This is a genomic window from Stappia sp. P2PMeth1 (genome assembly GCF_900185735.1).
Lineage (GTDB): Bacteria > Pseudomonadota > Alphaproteobacteria > Rhizobiales > Stappiaceae > Stappia.
Map to the genome: position 1 here is coordinate 195409 of NZ_FYAW01000009.1, position 17390 is coordinate 212798.

The window sequence follows — 17390 nt, forward strand, 5'->3', positions numbered from 1 at the left end:
CATATTCGTGACGAACAAGTCCGACGACACGGTCGAGGAGGCCTCCCTGTCTCCCGACCACGGCTATGTGATCGACGAGCAGGTCGGCTATCTTCTGCGTAAGGCCTACCAGCGCAACGCGGTGCTGTTTTCCGAGCACATCGGTGATCTGACGCCGACGCAGTTCGCCGTGCTTGCCCGGCTTACCGAGCTTGGATCGGTCTCCCAGAACCAGCTCGGGCGCACGGTTGGTCTCGATGTCGCGACCACCAAGGGCGTCGTCGACCGGCTGACCGCCCGTGGCCTGCTGCGCGCCGACCGCGACCCGTCCGACCGTCGCCGCCAGCTCATCTCGCTCACCGCCGAAGGCTGGGCCCGGTTCAGGGCGACCGCGCCGCTCGGCTTGAAGGTCAGCGCCGAAACGCTGGCTCCTCTCACCTCCGCCGAGCAGCGCACCCTGCATCGCCTCCTCAAGAAGCTGCAATAGGCGGGAGCGGAGTTACAACGGCGAAGAGCCGGACCGGTTCGCATCCGCCTACCCCGCCATAGGCGGCTCTCATCTCCACGCGACTGGTTCGTGTGGCAGACCTGGCCGGTGCCGGGCGAGTTCGCCCACGCCGACGGGGCCTTCGACGCGAACTGGTTGCGCGACGTCCTGACCGGACGAGGAACCGAGCCGATCATCCCGTCCAGATCCAGCCGTCGCTTCCCGGCAGAATTCGGCCGGGACATTGCTGCGGCTGGGAACTTCTTCTCCTCGCTGAAAACCGAGCGGGCAGCCCGCAAGATCTACAGGGCGCGGGATGAGGCGAGGGCGGATGTGTTCGATGACATCGAGCGCGTCTGCAACCCTCGGCGACGCACTTGGCACTCGGTCATCTCCGCCCCGTCGAGATCGAGGAACAAGCTATGTCAGCTTAACCTGGTGTCCGAAAAACCGGCAGCAGGCCACACAGGGGCAAGGTCAGCGGCACGCTCTATGGTGTCGCCATCGAACTGAAACAGGCCGTCACGGTATCCTTGTTGGTCTGCAATTTTTGAAAGGCGGCTCTCAATTCTCCGCCACCGGACCATAGGCGGCTCTCGTCCGGCATGCCGAATTCCGTCTTGCCGAGAAGGAAGCTTGCTTCGCCCGCCCGTCGGTCTGCTCCGAGGGCTTCAAATCGTTCCTCCAGATCCACCCAATGCGCCTTGAGCGCGGTGAGCACGGCCATCTCATTTTTCACTGCATCCCGCAGCCCCCGCACTTTGCCGGCTGTCTCAGTGCGGCCGGCAAAGTGCGCCTCCCTTGCCATGTTTCCGAGAGAGACCGACAGGACGGTGGCATATGACTGGGCACCTTCCAGCAATCCCATGCAGCGCCGAAACCTGTCGTAGGGGGCCTGGACGGCCGCAGCCATGGCAGAAGGCGCGGGTTGCGCCGGTGATGGCGTCCCGGGCGGAGACGAAGGCGCGGGCGATACCTGCGGTGTGGTCCGATCGAGCAGGCCGGGATCGATCCGGGCCGGCGGCTGGCCGAGACTCAGCGCCTGATTGAGAACGCCGGCCTCGAACACCACCGCATCGAGCATCGTCCGGGCGCGCGCAGCCAGCCCATCCGGCCCCTCCCTGTCGGCGACGTCGCCAGGGACGAAGATTCGGATCGCATTCCTTTCCGGCTCCGCCCCAGGAAAGGCGGCGGCATGGACCTCGTGGGTCAGTTCGCGCGCCAGCCAGGCTCCGACGAGGTCTGCCCTATCCAACGTAAGCCGGCTCAAGAATGCGATGGTCGGCCGGCGCTCACTGATCGCAAGCCCGACATCCCGCTCTCGTGCGCGGGTGATGATGTCCTCCTGCCGCAGGTGCGCATCGACAATCGCGAACATGTCACCCCTACTCAGCACCGCCATCAGGCGGGCCGTGGCGACAGGAACCGCTCGCCCGCCAATGGCGGCCTGACGAGGTTGCGGGCCGGCCTGCACCATGAAGAAGCCACTGAGGCCGACCGCATCGTTTCCGTGACCCAGCTTGCGGGCGCGTATGGAGACGCCATGCTCGTCGCCCGGAAGCAGAAGATTGTCTGTGCGCCAGCCATTGGCTCCGTCCACCCAGGTCAGGGTGATACACTGGCCAATCCCCGTGACCGGGCGGGTATCCTCGAAAGTCATCTCGCAATATCGGCCATCGGGTATCACCGGGCTGGCGTGAGCGTTCTGCTGCGTGATGATCGGGATCTGCGTCTCGTAGCACCCAGCGAGCGCCAGCGCTGCGGCGACCACCAAACCGGCGCGCAACCTGCGCCGATGTCCCGCACGCAGTGTCATGGCTGACCCGACCTTTCCGGCACCGGCCCTCCCGCTTCAATCGCCGCCACGATGCCGGCCGCATTGGCGAACCGCGCCAATTGCGGCCATGCCGCTGCCGAGAGGTTGATCCAGTTGCGCCGCTTGCCGATGCGTCCTGGTGCATCGATCCTCCTGCGCCTTGGGATCGCCGCACCTTTGGGCCAGAACTCAAATTCTTCATAGGGGCGGTCGAGCCAGGCGCGAAAGACCTCTTGGCCTCTACACACTGCGGCAATCGACAGCCAGTCCGAAGCGTGCGGTTCAAGGACGATCTGCGCACGCTCGCCGGCCCACTCTACCAGGATTTCGAGCCGTTCCCCCTGGCGGTGCGAGCAAACCCGTAGCGTTATCGCGCCGCCGCTCCCCGTTTCCAGCAGCCAGCGCGGGGCATTGCTCAGCGCATCCGCGAAGTCGTCGAGCGCGGTAGCGGCGGCGATGCGGAGCGGCATCTCTCCGCCGGTCAGACCCTCGAACCAGGATGGCGGAACCAGGGGCGACGTCTCGCTTGCCGACGTAGGCTCACTTATTGGCATCCGCCGCGCTCCCGTCATAAGCCTCGGCAAAGCCGGCAAGGGACAGGCGCGGCTGGCAATTTGTTTCGCATATTCCGCTGTTGATCTCGAGAATATCGTTCGAGGACACCATTCCGCCATCGGCGTCGCGGAAGAGGATTTCGAAACGCAGCACCGCCGCTGGATCGTCACTGAGAAAGATGTCCCGGTAGCTGTGCGGCGCGGTGGCGCTGGCGGCCAGCATGGCGGCGACAAGATCGGGGCCGAAGGTGAAACGGTAGAGATTTCCTTCGACATAGAGCGGCGGCCAGTGGACCCGGTCCGAAGTAGGCGGCGGGTACTCCGGCGCGTCGGCGCGCCAATCCTTTTCCCCCAGCCGCACGATCACGGCTTCCGGCGTGAGGGCGCGCGCCTGACCCTGCTGCCAATGTGGTTCATAGGCGATGTCGACCAGCAGCGCGGCGGCGTCACGCGGCCCGGCGGCTGGAAGGGTGGCGATGACATAGATGCCGTCGTTCCAGTTCATGGCCGCGCTGCCGGGAGGGTAGCCGTCGCTCGACCACCGCATTCCCACGCCCGGCGTCGCATAGCCATCCGCCGCCTCACCGAACCACGGCGCCTCACGGAACCACGGGCAAACCTCGGACGCATAAGTCGCGTCGGCGCAACTCCACTCGGCGCTGGCCGGGACGGGCAGCGTGAGGGCTGCAAGCAGGGCGAGGAGGGCCGCTCTCATAGCCCTGCCTGTGGATGCGGAGCGACCAGGCAACCCGTGCACCTGAACACGCCGCGCGGCATCGGATCTCGGTCGGCGGTTTCATCGTCGGTCAGCGCCGCGGCGTCGTACCAGAGCGCGCGGCCGATCTCGGGCAGCATGATATAGGGCGGCGCCTCCTCGCCGCTCATGGGAGGCTCGAAGGCAATATTGAGTTCGGCGTCGAGCGTGAAGAAATGCAGGGCGTTCAGGATGTCGGGGTCGGTGACGCCGTTGGGGTTCGCACCGAAGGGCGGGCCGAGCAGGTCGCGCGGGCCTCCTTCCGCGTATGGATCGGTGACGGGAAAGACCGATATGCCGGCATAGCCCTGGGAGACGGAGAAGGTGAACCAGTAGTCGCGCCGGGGCGTGGTCAGCTTGAGATAGAGATCGGAGGCGATGCTGGCCATGTTGCGCGCCGGCACAAGGCCGATGCGCCAGACCTCGTCCGTATCGGGGGCGGTCATTTCATAGACGGCCCGCTCGGCCTCGCAGGTCGCCGGGCCGACGACCGGACCCTGGGCCAGCGCAGCCAGGGGAAGAAGGAAGAGCGCGGCGGCGGTCAACAGCCTTGTCATTGTTCGAACTCCGCGCGATCCGGCAACGAGGTCGAGAATTTGAGCGTCAAACCTGTGAACCCCGTCTTAGCTGCCACCTCGCTGCCTTCGGGAATGAAGGTGAGATAGGTGTCGAGCGTGCGCGGCAGGCCGGGCGGCGGCCCCCAGACGGTGGTGACGAGCACGGCCGGATCGACGGCGTAGAATGGGTCGCCGCCATCCGTGGTGTAGGCGATGGGCTGTCCCAGCAACCTCGTCACCGCCTCGGGATCGAGGGGCGCTGCGGCTCCGAAGTCGTAGAGATGGCACCCCATGGTATCCATGACCCCGGTCAGCAGGTAGCTGACCGTCAGAAGATGGGAGCGACCGCCGATCTGGCGGGTGAACCACGCGCCGCCCGATCCTTGGTACAAGTCCGGGTCTTCTGCGACCTCGCTTGCCAGCAGGTCGGCGGCATGGGTAATGAACCGGTCGTATTCTGCGTTGTCACCAGTGACGACAGGACGCCAACCCAGATCCTCGGCCAGCGCCAGCGTACCCCGATAGCTCAATCGCTTGGGGATGCAGACCTCGCCAAAGGCGGCGACAAAAGCCGCGTCATCGGGTGTTTCGGCATGGGCCGTCGCAGGCGCGGCGCCAAGCACCGCCAGTGTCGTGGTTCCGCCAGCGAGCGCAACCCTCATCCAGCCTGCGAAACCCGAAAACCGCATCTCAATCCTCCCGATCCATCAAACTCTGGATGCAGGCTAGCGGCGGAGGATGCCGCGCTCACCCCCGTGTTCAGGGGGGTATTGTCCGAGCCGACCGGTTTTCAAAAAGTCCTCGCCCACCAGCCGCCAGGTCAGGGCATGGGCGCCGCCAAGCTCGGCGTCAGGCGGCATGAAGAAATGGCCGATGCCGCCCTTCTGGAAAATGCGCTGGGCAGCCACCCCGCCGGTGGCGAGGGTGGACCAGCCTTCGGGCCGGTGGAAGAAGGTCAGCGCAGGGCGCATATGGCCTTCGACGCCAGGGCCATAATAGAGCGCGACGTCCGCGTTGGCACCCAGATGAGCATCCGCGGTGTGGACAGCGCAATAGGAAACGGTCAGCCCGCCGGGAGCGCCGACGAGCTGGTATCCCGACAGATCCCATCCGCGATCATCGGTCCCCAGATTGTAGATGATCTCGCCCGACACCCTGTCCCGCACGTCATAGGGCCAGACGTCTTGATGATGGGCGAGCAGCCGCATGCAGGCATTGCGCAGTGCCTCGGCCGGGTCTGGCGCCCACATCCGGCGCGGCGCGTTCGGCAGGGCGGTGCGCAGCAGATAGAGATCTTGCGCGGTGGATGCGGTATAGGCCTCGTCGGCGCCCATATTGGTGATGCGCGAGAGTACGCCGTCATCGACATTCCAGTAGACGAGTTGGTCGATCATCAGGGCGATGCTTTCGCGGTTGCCGCCCAGGACCTCCTCGACGCCATATTGGGCGACGAGTTGGCCAAGCGAGTCCGCCGTCACATAGGGCGCGTGGAAGCCGAGCGCGGCGCCGGGCTCGATGATGCGGTCGATATAGTCTCCCGTCGCTGGCCAGGACGAATGGCCCGAGCCGCCGAGAAAGGCGAAGGCGCAGGCCGAATAGCAATAGGAACCTGTCTTAACCCAGGTGGCGATGGCGTTTTCGCGGAGGAAATGCGCGATTTTGAGGCCTTCGACATAGTTTCCGCCCTCGCTGGTCATGGTTAAGACGGCGCAGTTCCCACCCGTATCGGGCAGCGTCCTGGGATCGCAGTCGACATACCGACGGACTGCCGCGACGATCCGATCGAGATCGCCCGGCACGACATCGCCTTCGTAATGGAGATGCGGCACCGGCTTGGCGGTCGAGAACCGCGTGGATTGAAACGTCACCATGCCGGCAAAGGTCGGGGCGGCGGATAGGGACAAGGTAAGGGAGCAGATCGCGATAATTGCCGCACCTGGGGCCAAATTGCACATCACAAGAGCCTCTTGTTGTGAAGGGTCCTGCAGATCGACCACGGCGCGAAGGCGCAGGTCCGGGAGGACGGCTCTCAGAAGGCGATCCGGTAAGGCTGCACTTCGCAGTCCAGGCCCTTGTAGAGCGCGTAGATCACGTTGGGCTCCGGTCCATCTCCACTGTCGATCATGAACGGCACCTTGTCCCTGAAGGCAAAGAACTCGAGCACATCGAACGTGCGGACCTGCGGCAGACCCGATTTCCTGTAGGTTTTTCCTTCGATGATGATCTCATCGTCCCAGGCCCACGAGGCGGTCATGAGTTCCTGTTCCTCGAGAAATGACATCGGGTCACTTCCCCGCAACTGCCGTATCTCTAACGTTTGGGGATCAGCGACGCAGGTACGGCAGAAGCGGCCGGATCTCTCACACAGTTCGAGCCTGGCGGCTTCGTGACCCTGCAGGGTGGCGGTTTCCCAAAGGACGTGCGCCCGTTCCAGATCCTGTGCTACGCCGCGACCTTCCTGATAAAGATGGGCAAGCGCATACTGGCCGTCCGCGTTTCCCGCTTCGGCGGCACGGGCATACCACTCAGCGGCTGCGGCATCGTCCTGCGCGAAATGATGGCCCGAGTCGTACATCCGACCCAACTGGACGAAGGATGGAGCATGACCCTGTTCGGCGGCGCGCATATGCCAGTACGCTCTTCGCTCAGGGTTTTCGGGCACGCCCCACCAACCGCCCCAATAGGACTCCGCCAGCCAGTATTGCGCGTCCGGATTCCCGGCCTCGGCCAATGGCGTCCAGATCGCGATGGCGGAGGCGGGGTCTCCCTGTTGCGCGGCGGCCTGGCCGTCCTCGAAGCTCTGCGCGAAGGCGGGGATGGTCAATGAAAGGGTGAGTGCGATAGCGAGCAGAAGGGAACGAACCGCGTTGACAGTACCCAAGAAACGCATCGCTATCCTCCAATCCGCGAAATCGTGCCGGCAGGTTATCGACCGCCGGAACTGCGCTCACCCCCCTGAACAGGGGGGATCAGAACACATCGCCGAGCCCGATATGCGGCCCCAGGGCCGTGCGCAGGTCGAATTCGGCCCAGCCCTGTGGCACCATCATTCCCAGTCATGTCCGTAAAGACGAAGGCAGCGGGCGATCTCGGCATCCGGGGTCTCGCCTTCTTCCTCGAGCGAAAAGAGAACGGCCTGCCAGTCGGCGCGGGCATTGCGCCGGTCGACGGGGAGGTTGCCGGGCGCGAGGATCGCTCCGCTCATGTCGACGACATCGCCGCTTTCAAGCAGGAACCGCGCGAAGTTGACGGTGTAGGTGATGCCCTTGCCGAACTCCGGGCGCTGTTCGCCCTGCGGGTCGGTTTCGAGCGCTCGCTCCAGCACCGCGCTGCACAGGACTGTGTCGTTGTAGAGGTCGTAGGCGCCCCTGCCGGTCGTCTTGAAATAGGGGGAGAAATCCTGGGCCAGTGCCACCGGCGCGCTCATGGTGGCAGCAATCAGCGCGAGGCTGGCAATGCGGTTCGGACTGCCTCGTGTCATTGTCCCTCGCTTTCGGCATCAGCCAATATGATGGCGATCAGTTGGCGGGCGGTTTCGTCTTCCTCGCGCGTCAGCGCATCGCGCAGGATCGGCAGGGCGCGAGCGCGGTCGTGCCCGGCCAACGCCATGGCGATATGGACACGGGTATGCCATTCCGGGCTTTGCAGACCGCTGGCGACGATCTCGATATAGCGGCCGGGAACCCTCGCCAGAATGCCGTGGAGCATTGCCCGCGCTCTTGCGATGTCGTCCTGGCTGTCGCCATCCCACTCCGGCAAGGCGTCGGTTTCGCGAGACAGTTCGTCGAGCCAGACGATGGCGGCCACAATCTCCGCAACGCCGCATTTCTCCCCGATCGCCGCAAGGCGATCCTCGGGAAGCTCGTCCCAAGGCCCAAGGTCTTGGCGGGCATCGCGCACCAGCATGGCGAGCGCGGAAATCTGGTTGCTGAGCGGTCCAGGCCACTCTCTTGCGAGGGCCTGTACGATGGCATTGCCTTGTTTGGCCCAGGCGTGCTCTGCCGCGATGTCGCCAAATCCGGAGGCGAAGGGATCAGCCTCATCGAAGGTCGCCTGAAACAGGGCATCCCAGCTATGGAGGCGTTGCAACAATTCAGGGCTCAATCCGAGGCCGCCGGGGTCAATGTTGTTTCCGCGCACGTCGTCCCAGAGCGGTGCGCAGTGATACTCGGGCATGAGCCGCAGGCGTTCAGGGCGCGCCGGTGGCTCCGTCGCTTCGACAGGCCGTTGGTCCAGCGCCGGGCGGGAAGAGGTGCTCGCCGGTCTGCTCCGTCGTTGGAAGAACAACGAAATCGCGATTGTCGGCGCGGCGATGACCGCCAGTTCGACAAGGACGGGCTCGAGCCAGACGTGCCACAGGCCGAGCCGGTCGAGCGCGACGACGAAGCCGAGCGCCGCGAGATAGAGGATGAAGGCGCGGACCGTGCTTCGGCGGCCCTTCGGTTCCGCACCCTCTTGCGGCGAGAAGGCGCGCGTCGCCCAGACAAGATAGAAGCCTTGCAGCGCCGCGTTGGCGACAAAGAGCGGCAATGTCCAGCGCGATAGCGCCAGCAGCGAAAGCCCGGAGGCAAAGGTCAGCGCCGCCCCGGCCGTCAGCACGCGCGCGCGCCAGCGCTCTCGGCCGGCCTCGCCATCGCCCAGCATAGTGAGAAGTTCGCCGGCCATCGAATCCAGGACCAGCGAGCGCATGTGGGCGACGCCGCCTATGAGATAAAACAGGCCGACGGCGAAAGCGGTGAGGGTGACGATACTGACGAGGCTCTCCGACATGACGTGAGCGTATGGTGTCGCAGGAATCCGGCACCCCCCTAAACGGGGGGGTGCGGCCCCCGGTGTCGGCGTGCAGCCTGTCATCATGACAGATATGCGGCAGGTCCAGGACAGCAAACCCCAACCCTCCATCCGCCGTTTCGCCGGCATCGTGGCCGTGTTTGTGGTGCTCGGACCGCCGGTCGGCGGGTTGGCCATCTCGATCCTTCTTGCCACGCTGGCTGCAAGTTCGGACCTTGCCGTCGACGGCTGGATGGCGAGGACCCGCATGTTCTCGGGGATGCTGCTGCTCGGCACCGCGTTCGGCCTGCCGCTGTCCTACATCGTTGGAGGCGTCCCGGCGCTGTTGATTGGCGTTGCGACGGCCGCGTGGGATGCCCGCAAAGGGGTGATCTCCCTTCATGTCGCCCTTGGTGGCGCGCTGGCGCTGGGTGGTCTTGCCGCTTTGCGTCAGGGCGATCCTGCCTGGGCTTCGGAAGGCGAACGGATCGCACAACTCGCCATGCTGCTCGCGCATTTGACCGCGGCAGGCCTGTGCTGGCTGGTGGCGCGGGTGATCTTCGGCCGTCCAGCCGTGTCGAGCAGATCCGGAATGGGGGAAAACCAATGAACATGCCAAACCCGACGATGGCGGGTCAGCCTCGGCCGCGTTCGCAATCCTGGGGACGGCCTATCGGAATCGTCGCCAGTTATGCCCTGCTCGGCCCGTTTATGGGTGCGTTTTCGGTGAACGGGCTTTTCGCGGTCTATGCCGTGGGTGTCGAGATCGCCCGGGGCGATTTTTCCGACATCGCCCGGCTGTTCTGGGGCGGCATCGTGATGGGAACAGCGCTTTTCGCCATAGGAGCCTATGCCTTCGGAAGCATATCCGCTGTGGCGGTCGGTCTTGCGGTCGCATTTCGCGACCGGCGCAAGGGCGAGATCTCCTGGCGGACCGCGCTCGTTGTCGCGCTCATTGTCTGGCTGCTGATGTCGATTGCGGTCACCGCGGTGGTGCCGCCGGAAGGACTGGTGCGCTGGGTTGGTGCGCTGCTTGTCGCGCACGTGCTGGCGACGGTCGTCTGCACGTGGATCGTGCGCCGGATTTTCCGATAGCGTCGGCAATCCCGGCAATTTGGGAAGGGGGGAGTAGTGACGACTGAACCCATGGCTGAAACGGACCGGCGGCACCGGCGTTGCTGGCGGCGGTTTGCCGGCATCGTTGCGCTGTTCGCCGTCCTCGGGCCGCTCGTGGGGATCGTCATTGTCGCCCCCCTCGGCCTTGGCGATTTGCTGGAGTTCGTTCGGTTCATGCCCTCCGGTTCATTGAAGGGCCTGATCTTTGTCGTCGTTGTCGGCATCTACATGGCCTTCGCGTGCGGCTGGCTCCAGGGGATCCTCGTCGGCCTTGCCATGGCGCTCTGGTATCGGCGCACCGGCACCGTCCCACTTGTCCTCGCAGCCCTTTGCGGGCTTGTGGCGCTTGCCGTTCCACTGGGCCTCGGCCTTCCCGACTTCGGGGGCAAGGACCCCTTGCGCGTCGAAACGCCTGCCGAGTATGCCTTTGTCATCGCCGCGCATCTCCTTGCCGCCATCGCCTGCGCGGCATTGGCACGCCGGCTGTTCGTGCCGGTCAGGTCGTCAGTAGATATACGAGGCTGAGAACGACGCCGAGCAGCACTGCGCCCGCCATCATGGCGATGGTGATATTGCGATCCCTTTCCGCTTGCTGCTTGTACTTCATCGCCAGGGGCGGGAGGCCGGAAGAATAGCCCCGGCGGGCGTTCTTCTCGGGGATGCCCTCGGCGATGAAGGTTTCGGCATCGCGGACCAGCCCCTCGACCCAGCCCCAGACGCTGATCGAGGTCTGCGTGACTTTTCCCGTATCCGTATCGAAGAGGAAGACAGGGGAATCCCCGCGAGGGGGGAAGTGGGTGCGGCTGTCCTGCAGGATGAACCAGGGTGACATGCCATAGCGCGCGCCGATGAAGATGGCGTCGTCGGGAACGGGATCTCCCCCCTCCGCCTCCCATTCCGCGCGCCTTTCGCGTCCCATGCGGTTCACCTCGGGCAACTGATCAGCGTAGATCTGGAGTTCGCGGTCGTCCACCAGCCGCCCGGCCCGATGGCCGATCAGGGAAAGCACATCGCGGTAGCTGCGCGGCAAGGCGCCAGTCGTGAACTCGAGCTGACGGATGTCCTCGTCGCTCAGGCCCGCAATATCCTCGGGCCGGGCGATGTCGCGTTCGATCAGGGTTTCGCGCAGATTGTCCGCATTGAGCGTGATGGCGGCGCGGCGCGCGTTGAGCGTGGACGCGCCGATCCATTCGGGCCATTCCCGGATCGGCGTGTGAACCCCGGTTTTGAAGAGTTCGAGGGGCAGATCGAGTTTGTCCCACAGAAAGCCGATTTTGTCATAATCGGTCCAGGCCTGGCCCATGGAAATCTCGACATGATCGTGCGGCACGCCGACATCGAGCAGATAGACGATCCGGAGCCCCGCACCCTTGGCGCTCGGTTCGGTCCTGGCCCAGAGCGGCGATTGCAGCCACAGGCAGAAGGGGTCGAAGGGTAGAATTTCGATGCCGAAAGCGCGTTCGCAATAGTCTTGCCAGTCCTCGCCGGGCAGCGCCGCGATGCCGGCCAAAGGACCATGGGCCAGCGGCGGCAGGGCGGCGGGGGGATGAGCGGCAATACCCTCGGGCATCGGCTCGAAATCCGGCATATAGGCGCGATCGAACAGCAGCCCGCCAGCGGCGCCGATCTTCCCGGCATTGACGACCAGATAGCGCGCCAGCGTCAGCAGATTGTCGTACTGATCGACGGTGTGCTCATGGAAATGATGCTCGTAGCGATCACTTGCCCCTGCCATCCCTCAAAACCCGCCGCTAACGGTTCCGTCGGACGGTGGCGTGCCGCACTCAGCCCCGCAATCCCTGGCGATATGGTTCTGGTAGACGTCGCAGAAGCCCAGCAACGCGCCCGCTGCCAGAAGGACGCCGAGCACGACAAGGGCGACCACGGTGATCTTTCTGCGCAAGGTCATGACGGGCGCCTCCGTTTCGTGCGTCATGGCTGTGCAGCCATGTCAGCAAGAGCCTGACGGGCGCCGATATGCTCCGGGTTCTCCTCGATCACCTGCCGGAAATCGGCGATGGCGCCCTGCATGTCGCTCAACGCCTTTTCCTCCTCGGTGCCGGACATGATCGAGCAGATATGGAGCCTGGCGTCCGCGTCCCGATCGGCGAGGCAGTCCCGCAGGGTGAAGGGAAGCTGGGCATGCGCGGGCGCCGCGACGATAGCGGCGAAGACGATGCTGAACATGATCGACCGCATGGGTGCCCCTGGGCCAGCGCCCCGCTACCCGCGCTTCGTCAGTTGTAGCATGTCTGATGCGTGCGCGATGTCTGGTAGCACCTGGGGGGCTGGTAGGTGCGAACAGACGTGGACGAGCCGTAGGACGTGCCGTTCGGCCAAACGCCCGGACCGCCGGATGTGAAATGTTCCATGTCGGCTGTGCTGCAGGCGGATAGAAGTGCCGCTACGGACAGGGCCAGGGCGATCTTGAGCGGATGCTTCATTTGGATTTTCCCTCTGGATAGTTGTCAATGTCATCTTGTCGGGACAGCGCGGTCGGTTCTCCCCCCTCTTCAGGGGGGCACGTAGAGTCAGATCACCAATCCACCCAGTCGGGTGGTGGGTTGGCGTTGTGCAAGGTGTCCGGGTGGAGCGGTTTGGGGCCGCCCGAACGGATGACCGGCCAGAGCACGGGCAGATAGATCGCAGCGACGGCCATGAAGGCAGCGGCAGCAGGCTCGAACCTGCCGTGAACAACCATCAGCGCGATACCGACGATGACGATGGCGGCGGCGAGCAGGGCCACGACGCAGGTAGCGAGCCATTCGGCCCGGCCCGGCCCCGTTTCGAGAATAGCGTCCGGGTTGACCTTGTTCAGCCGGCGCGCCAGAGTGAAGGTCAGGGCGCGAAACGTGGCCTCGCGCCGCTGGAGCCGGCCCCAATAGGGGCGTTCCTCCCTCGTCCAGCGCGGCCAGTAGATGTCCGAGAGCTTGTGGACCCGGCCCGTTTTCTCGACCAGCACGCAGCTCGCCGCCAGCCGGGGGGGCGCGGGCAGGTTGAGGCGCAGGGACGCGATATCGGTGAGCGCCACATGGCCCTCTCTGGAGCCAATGCGCCAATGCAGCACGGCGCCGTCCAGCCAATAGGCCCGTTGTCGGCGAAGCCGACCAGGTCGGAAGACATGGCCATGCTGGCTCTGTTCGAGGGCGCTGGTCATTGGTCGCCGATCCGCTGTCGATGGCAGGACCGGGGAGCGATCAGATCGGAACAGAGTTCCGATTTCGGCCCGGCCAGAGGTGTGCCGGCGATCTGCCACAATCCGCTATCGTGCCGGGCCGCTTGGCCGTGGAAACTGGCTGAACCGTAAACCCCCGTTTCGGGCAGCCACGCTTCGCGCTGCAATTCGATATGACCGGCATTGTTGACGCCGCGCGGCTTTGTCAGGAGGAACCCGCAGATCGCGAAGCTGCCCGCGGCATCAGCAAATTCACGGTTCGCTCCGGCGAGAACAGGACCGAAGCCCAGCGTGCCGTCGATGCACAACTCCGTTCGGCCCTCGAAGTCGCTGACCGCAATGTCCGGCACGACGCCATGTTCACCGTGTTCGCGCAGATCGCTCCCGGCATGGAGGCCGCTGATGCCTTCGCCGCCGGCGGGGAGCCGCGCCCAGGCGGGAAAGCCGGGCGCCGCGGACATGACAAGGGCGAGACGGGCGGGTGTCGCTTTCATGGGGGCTATCCTCCTGTTGTCGCAGGATCGGACAGTGCTTGCATCCCCGCACCCCCCTGTTCAGGGGGTATCAATCCCGCCAGGGTGTCGGGGTCGGTGCAAGACCATAGCGGGCGTCGCAGGCGTGAATGTCGGCAAGAAAGGCATCGGTTTCGCGCGTCACATCCTCCTCGGAAACCGTGTCTGCAAGTCGTGCCCCGCGCGCCCGCATGCGCGCGCTGGCCTGCTCTTCCATCTCGCCGCTGGTCAGCGGCATGGGCACGGGTGAAGGAAAGGGCAGGTCGCGGAAATAGCTCTGCCGGACCCGGTCCATGCGCTCTTCGGCCAGATTGGCGAAGGTCGGAGCCGCCATCTTGAGCAGGGCGTAAAGGCCGAGGCAATCGAGGTGGGCCTCGGCGCGTTCGATTGACTTTGCCGACCCGTTCGGAAATCCGATGGACAGTGCCAGGATGACCGCGAACGCCTTCATGTCCCCCCCCCTCGCTCGGGCCTGCTGCCCGTCGTCTGGGCAACGCCACCGTTCGGCACACAGGCGGCATCATCGCCATATCCGTTTCCTCGCGCCGATCTCCACACCTGGGACCACAGGGTCAGGCCAACGCGTCTAGCGGGGCACCCCCTGTTCAGGGGGGTTATGGCAAAGAGGTGTGGCAATAGGTTAGGTAGGAGTTGAACCGCCGGGCGTCCGCTGTCGCCTGCTGCAGCTTGACCTTGACCTTTCCGTTGCCACAGGAGGCCTCGGCTTTTGCTTGTCCGCTTCACCCCCAACGTCCTGCTGTCGACTGCCATCGCACTCAGCGTAGCTCTGGCGGCGGTTATGCTGGGTCTGGCGATGGATCAGCGCTGGCTGGGGCTCAAGCTCGCGGCTGAACCCAGACTGGCAATTCCGGTCAGCTTCGACGGTTTGTGGATCGACGCAATAGAGCAGGACAGCCCGGCAGCCGAGCAGCCGGGCGCGGGAATACCCGCGTCTGTCGCGTCCTTGGTGGAGATCGCAGGTTCAGACGGAAGGAGGGTCCGGCTTGAACCCGGCGATCTCGTGGAGGAACCGGACGCACTCGAGACTTATGCCGATATGCGCGCCTTCTTCGCGCGGCAGGATGAGATTGCCGCGGTTCTGCGCAGCATCGGCGGGGGTGAACTGGGCGTCGCGTTTCTGGGCCAAACACAAACCTACTCAGTCTCTCCCGGTCGACAGCGCCCGGTCTCCTCTTTGCCGGTGGCTTTCTGGATGCAGATCGGCGTGGGGCTTGCCGGTTTCTGGATCGGGGCGTGGATCTGGGCGTTGAGGCGCGGCGAATGGGCGACACGCTTTTTGCTGGTGGCGGGCGCGGGCTTGATGATCTCGGCCTTCCCAGCCGCCGTCTATTCCACACGGGAACTGGCGCTTCCGGGCGGACTGTTCCGGGTTCTTTCTACATTTAACCACATCGGAGCACTCACCTTCGGCGTGGGCATGATCGGGCTGTTTCTCGTCTATCCCCGAAGGCTGGTGTCGCCCCGCTGGTTGGCGGTTCCCACTGTTGTTCTCGGTGCCTGGCAGATCGTGGATATCCGGCAACTGGCGGGCGGGCCGGGATTGGGTTTCCATCTGGCGGTGGTTCTTGCCATGCTCACCATCGTCATTCTGGTCGCCATCCAGTTCAAGGTCACGCGCGGGCACCCGCGCGACCGGGCGGCGCTCGCCTGGCTTGGGCTGGCGGTGATCGTGGGGGCCGGTGGCTTCGTCGTCACGGTCATAGCGCCCAATGCGTTGGGGATCGGTGCCGTCGTCTCGCAGGGTGAAGCGTTCCTGTTCTTCCTGCTGGTCTATGTAGGGGTTGCGCTCGGGGTTGCCCGGTATCGCCTGTTCCAGCTCGATGAATGGGCCTTCCGCATTCTCTTCTATGTTGTCGGCGTGCTTCTTCTTCTTGCGCTCGATGCCATCCTCATCGTCACCATTGTCGATGAGCGCGCACCGGCCTTCGCGCTGTCGCTGCTGATCGTGGCGCTGGCCTGGCTGCCCCTGCGCGACATGCTGGCGCGTCTTGTGCTGCGCCGCGCCGAGCCTGCGCGGGGAAACCTGTTCCGCCAGGTGATGGACGTGGCGCTCACCCCGCCGGGCCGTGACCAGCAGGCGCGCTGGCGCGCACTCCTGGAGGATGCGTTTCGCCCGCTGTCCATCGCACCCGGCAAGGCGGAGGCTCCAGCGCTGATCGATGACGGTCTGGCGCTCGCCGTGCCGGGTCCCCGTGGCCTGCCAGACTATCGTCTGGACTATGCGGGCGGGGGGCGAAAGCTGTTTTCCCTGCGTGACGCGGAGTTGGCGGCCGAGCTCACGGCCATGCTGGCCAATGCGCTGGAGAGCCGGGAAGCCTACGAAAAAGGCGTCGCCGAGGAGCGTGAACGCATCGCCCGCGACATTCACGACAATATCGGTGTGCAACTGATGGGCGCGCTGCACAGCCCTGGGCTGGCCCGCAAGGACATGATGATCCGCGAGACGCTGACGGACCTGCGCGACATTATCAACAACGCCTCCAATCCCGACCTCTCCTTCGATGAGATGCTGGCCGACCTGCGCTCGCAAATCTCCGAGCATCTGTTCGCCGCCGGCGTGAAAATGAAATGGACAGTGGAGAATGCCGGCTCCGCGATCCTGCCGCTGACCGCCGCGCATACGGTGCGCTCGGTCGTCCGCGAGGCGGTCCAGAATGCACTCAAGCATGGGCAGCCGGAAACGATCAGCGTCACGGTTCGGCTCGAGGGGGATATCATAAAGCTCTCCGTCACCGATGACGGCGCCGGTTTCGATCCCGGCAGCGTCCAGGCCGGCAACGGGCTCGCCAATATGCAGGCGCGGGTGACAAGCCTGGGCGGCCGCTTCAACGTCGCAAGCGGGGCCGTCGGCACCCGTATTGAGGCAGAGTTCGCGATAGATGTTGCACGGATTGCGCAATGACGAAGATACTCATCGTCGAGGACCTGAGTGAAACCCGCCGCTGGCTGAGCGAGATCGTCACCGCGGCTTTCGACGAGGCCGAAATCCACGAAGCGGCGAGCATGCGCGCAGGCATCGCACAGGCGGCGGCGCGCGACTACGACGTCGCGCTGATCGATCTTGGCCTGCCGGACGGGTCCGGCCTCGATGTGTTGCGCAATCTGCGCCTCCTGCGCTCCCAAGCCGTCTGTGTCGTCACCACCGTGATGGGCGATGACGCATCGATCGTGGGCGCGCTTTCAGCCGGTGCCCAGGGCTATCTGCTCAAGGAGCAGCCCCAAGAGTTGCTTGTGCGGCAGCTCAAGCAGATGGCCGAGGGTATCCCCGCGCTCTCGCCTTCGGTCGCGCGCCGGATCATGGAGCATTTCAAGAGAACGGGCCCGGCCGCCCCGGAAGACAATCTGACGGGGCGCGAGCGCGAGGTGCTGAGCTTGATCGGCCGGGGGCTGCGCAATGGCGAGGTGGCCGACACGCTGGGAATTTCGGACAATACGGTGGCCAGCTATATCAAGGACATCTACCGCAAGCTCGGTATTTCCTCGCGCGCCGAAGCGTCCTGGCATGCGGCAAGGCTGGGCCTCGGAGAGGCCCCCGCCGTCAACAAGAAGACCAAGTAAACAAGGTCCGAACTTCCGAATTTTTCTACCGATAGCCATAGGGAGAGGAAGGGAAAACCGGAGGACGTTCTCCCTGTGCGGCTCAAAGCGG

The 17390-nt window shown here is 64.8% G+C and carries 21 protein-coding genes and 1 pseudogene; 7 read left to right on the forward strand and 15 right to left on the reverse strand.

Annotated features, from left to right (window positions below; translation table 11 throughout):
* Positions 1 to 7 precede the first annotated feature (7 nt).
* The gene (locus tag P2PM1_RS03880) at positions 8 to 466 is read left to right on the forward strand and encodes a MarR family winged helix-turn-helix transcriptional regulator (protein WP_186398186.1); all 459 of its coding nucleotides are present in this window, start codon (positions 8 to 10) and stop codon (positions 464 to 466) included.
* Positions 467 to 706: 240 nt separating this feature from the next.
* A pseudogene (locus P2PM1_RS03885) lies at positions 707 to 900 on the forward strand (IS3 family transposase); the annotation flags it as partial.
* A gap of 56 nt (positions 901 to 956) precedes the next feature.
* Here the strand turns inward: P2PM1_RS03885 and P2PM1_RS03890 are convergent.
* The 9 genes from P2PM1_RS03890 to P2PM1_RS03930 form a co-directional block, all read right to left on the reverse strand.
* The gene (locus tag P2PM1_RS03890; protein ID WP_186398187.1) at positions 957 to 2282 is read right to left on the reverse strand and encodes a hypothetical protein; all 1326 of its coding nucleotides are present in this window, start codon (positions 2280 to 2282) and stop codon (positions 957 to 959) included.
* Positions 2279 to 2752: a hypothetical protein gene (locus P2PM1_RS03895; RefSeq protein WP_186398188.1), complete on the reverse strand. Its 474-nt coding sequence runs from the start codon at positions 2750 to 2752 to the stop codon at positions 2279 to 2281. The genes P2PM1_RS03890 and P2PM1_RS03895 overlap by 4 nt, the downstream gene beginning before the upstream one ends.
* 70 nt (positions 2753 to 2822) lie before the next feature.
* Positions 2823 to 3551 (reverse strand): hypothetical protein, encoded by a 729-nt coding sequence (locus P2PM1_RS03900; protein ID WP_186398189.1) that lies wholly within the window; start codon positions 3549 to 3551, stop codon positions 2823 to 2825.
* On the reverse strand, positions 3548 to 4135 hold the full coding sequence (locus tag P2PM1_RS03905; RefSeq protein ID WP_186398190.1) for a hypothetical protein: 588 nt from the start codon (positions 4133 to 4135) through the stop codon (positions 3548 to 3550). The genes P2PM1_RS03900 and P2PM1_RS03905 overlap by 4 nt, the downstream gene beginning before the upstream one ends.
* An 8-nt stretch (positions 4136 to 4143) precedes the next feature.
* Positions 4144 to 4836, reverse strand: coding sequence for a hypothetical protein (locus tag P2PM1_RS03910; RefSeq protein ID WP_186398191.1), 693 nt, complete (start codon positions 4834 to 4836; stop codon positions 4144 to 4146).
* Between the two features lie 36 nt (positions 4837 to 4872).
* Positions 4873 to 6144 carry a hypothetical protein gene (locus P2PM1_RS03915; RefSeq protein ID WP_186398192.1) on the reverse strand — a complete coding sequence of 424 codons (1272 nt, stop codon included), beginning with the start codon at positions 6142 to 6144 and terminating at the stop codon, positions 4873 to 4875.
* Between the two features lie 32 nt (positions 6145 to 6176).
* Positions 6177 to 7037, reverse strand: coding sequence for a tetratricopeptide repeat protein (locus tag P2PM1_RS03920; RefSeq protein ID WP_186398193.1), 861 nt, complete (start codon positions 7035 to 7037; stop codon positions 6177 to 6179).
* 156 nt (positions 7038 to 7193) lie between these two features.
* Entirely contained in the window at positions 7194 to 7628 is a 435-nt protein-coding gene (locus P2PM1_RS03925; RefSeq protein ID WP_186398194.1) for a hypothetical protein, read from the reverse strand.
* Positions 7625 to 8917 (reverse strand): HEAT repeat domain-containing protein, encoded by a 1293-nt coding sequence (locus tag P2PM1_RS03930; RefSeq protein WP_186398195.1) that lies wholly within the window; start codon positions 8915 to 8917, stop codon positions 7625 to 7627. Before P2PM1_RS03930 ends, P2PM1_RS03925 begins: the two co-directional genes overlap by 4 nt.
* 85 nt (positions 8918 to 9002) lie before the next feature.
* On the opposite strand from P2PM1_RS03930, the gene P2PM1_RS03935 reads away from it, so the two are divergent.
* From P2PM1_RS03935 to P2PM1_RS03945, 3 genes are read left to right on the forward strand one after another with little or no spacing between them, the layout of a single operon-like run.
* Positions 9003 to 9527: a hypothetical protein gene (locus P2PM1_RS03935; RefSeq protein WP_186398196.1), complete on the forward strand. Its 525-nt coding sequence runs from the start codon at positions 9003 to 9005 to the stop codon at positions 9525 to 9527.
* The gene (locus P2PM1_RS03940) at positions 9524 to 10012 is read left to right on the forward strand and encodes a hypothetical protein (protein ID WP_186398197.1); all 489 of its coding nucleotides are present in this window, start codon (positions 9524 to 9526) and stop codon (positions 10010 to 10012) included. The genes P2PM1_RS03935 and P2PM1_RS03940 overlap by 4 nt, the downstream gene beginning before the upstream one ends.
* 51 nt (positions 10013 to 10063) lie before the next feature.
* Positions 10064 to 10558, forward strand: coding sequence for a hypothetical protein (locus tag P2PM1_RS03945; RefSeq protein ID WP_186398198.1), 495 nt, complete (start codon positions 10064 to 10066; stop codon positions 10556 to 10558).
* On the opposite strand, the gene P2PM1_RS03950 is transcribed toward P2PM1_RS03945, so the two are convergent.
* The 6 genes from P2PM1_RS03950 to P2PM1_RS03975 all read right to left on the reverse strand — a co-directional run bounded on the left by P2PM1_RS03950 (position 10530) and on the right by P2PM1_RS03975 (position 14171).
* Positions 10530 to 11768 (reverse strand): hypothetical protein, encoded by a 1239-nt coding sequence (locus tag P2PM1_RS03950; protein WP_186398199.1) that lies wholly within the window; start codon positions 11766 to 11768, stop codon positions 10530 to 10532. The genes P2PM1_RS03945 and P2PM1_RS03950 overlap by 29 nt on opposite strands.
* A 3-nt stretch (positions 11769 to 11771) precedes the next feature.
* Positions 11772 to 11942, reverse strand: coding sequence for a hypothetical protein (locus P2PM1_RS03955; RefSeq protein ID WP_186388276.1), 171 nt, complete (start codon positions 11940 to 11942; stop codon positions 11772 to 11774).
* Between the two features lie 23 nt (positions 11943 to 11965).
* On the reverse strand, positions 11966 to 12232 hold the full coding sequence (locus P2PM1_RS03960) for a hypothetical protein (RefSeq protein ID WP_186388275.1): 267 nt from the start codon (positions 12230 to 12232) through the stop codon (positions 11966 to 11968).
* Between the two features lie 337 nt (positions 12233 to 12569).
* Complete coding sequence (locus tag P2PM1_RS03965; RefSeq protein WP_186398200.1) at positions 12570 to 13190, reverse strand: hypothetical protein; 621 nt, start codon at positions 13188 to 13190, stop codon at positions 12570 to 12572.
* A complete protein-coding gene (locus P2PM1_RS03970) occupies positions 13187 to 13702 on the reverse strand; it encodes a hypothetical protein (protein ID WP_186398201.1) in 516 nt (171 codons plus the stop codon). Before P2PM1_RS03970 ends, P2PM1_RS03965 begins: the two co-directional genes overlap by 4 nt.
* Positions 13703 to 13772: 70 nt before the next feature.
* Positions 13773 to 14171, reverse strand: coding sequence for a hypothetical protein (locus tag P2PM1_RS03975; protein ID WP_186396635.1), 399 nt, complete (start codon positions 14169 to 14171; stop codon positions 13773 to 13775).
* Positions 14172 to 14447: 276 nt separating this feature from the next.
* Between P2PM1_RS03975 and P2PM1_RS03980 the strand changes: the two genes are divergently transcribed.
* On the forward strand, positions 14448 to 16643 hold the full coding sequence (locus tag P2PM1_RS03980; RefSeq protein WP_186398202.1) for an ATP-binding protein: 2196 nt from the start codon (positions 14448 to 14450) through the stop codon (positions 16641 to 16643).
* On the forward strand, positions 16640 to 17299 hold the full coding sequence (locus tag P2PM1_RS03985; RefSeq protein WP_186388270.1) for a response regulator transcription factor: 660 nt from the start codon (positions 16640 to 16642) through the stop codon (positions 17297 to 17299). The genes P2PM1_RS03980 and P2PM1_RS03985 overlap by 4 nt, the downstream gene beginning before the upstream one ends.
* The last annotated feature ends 91 nt before the right edge of the window (positions 17300 to 17390 follow it).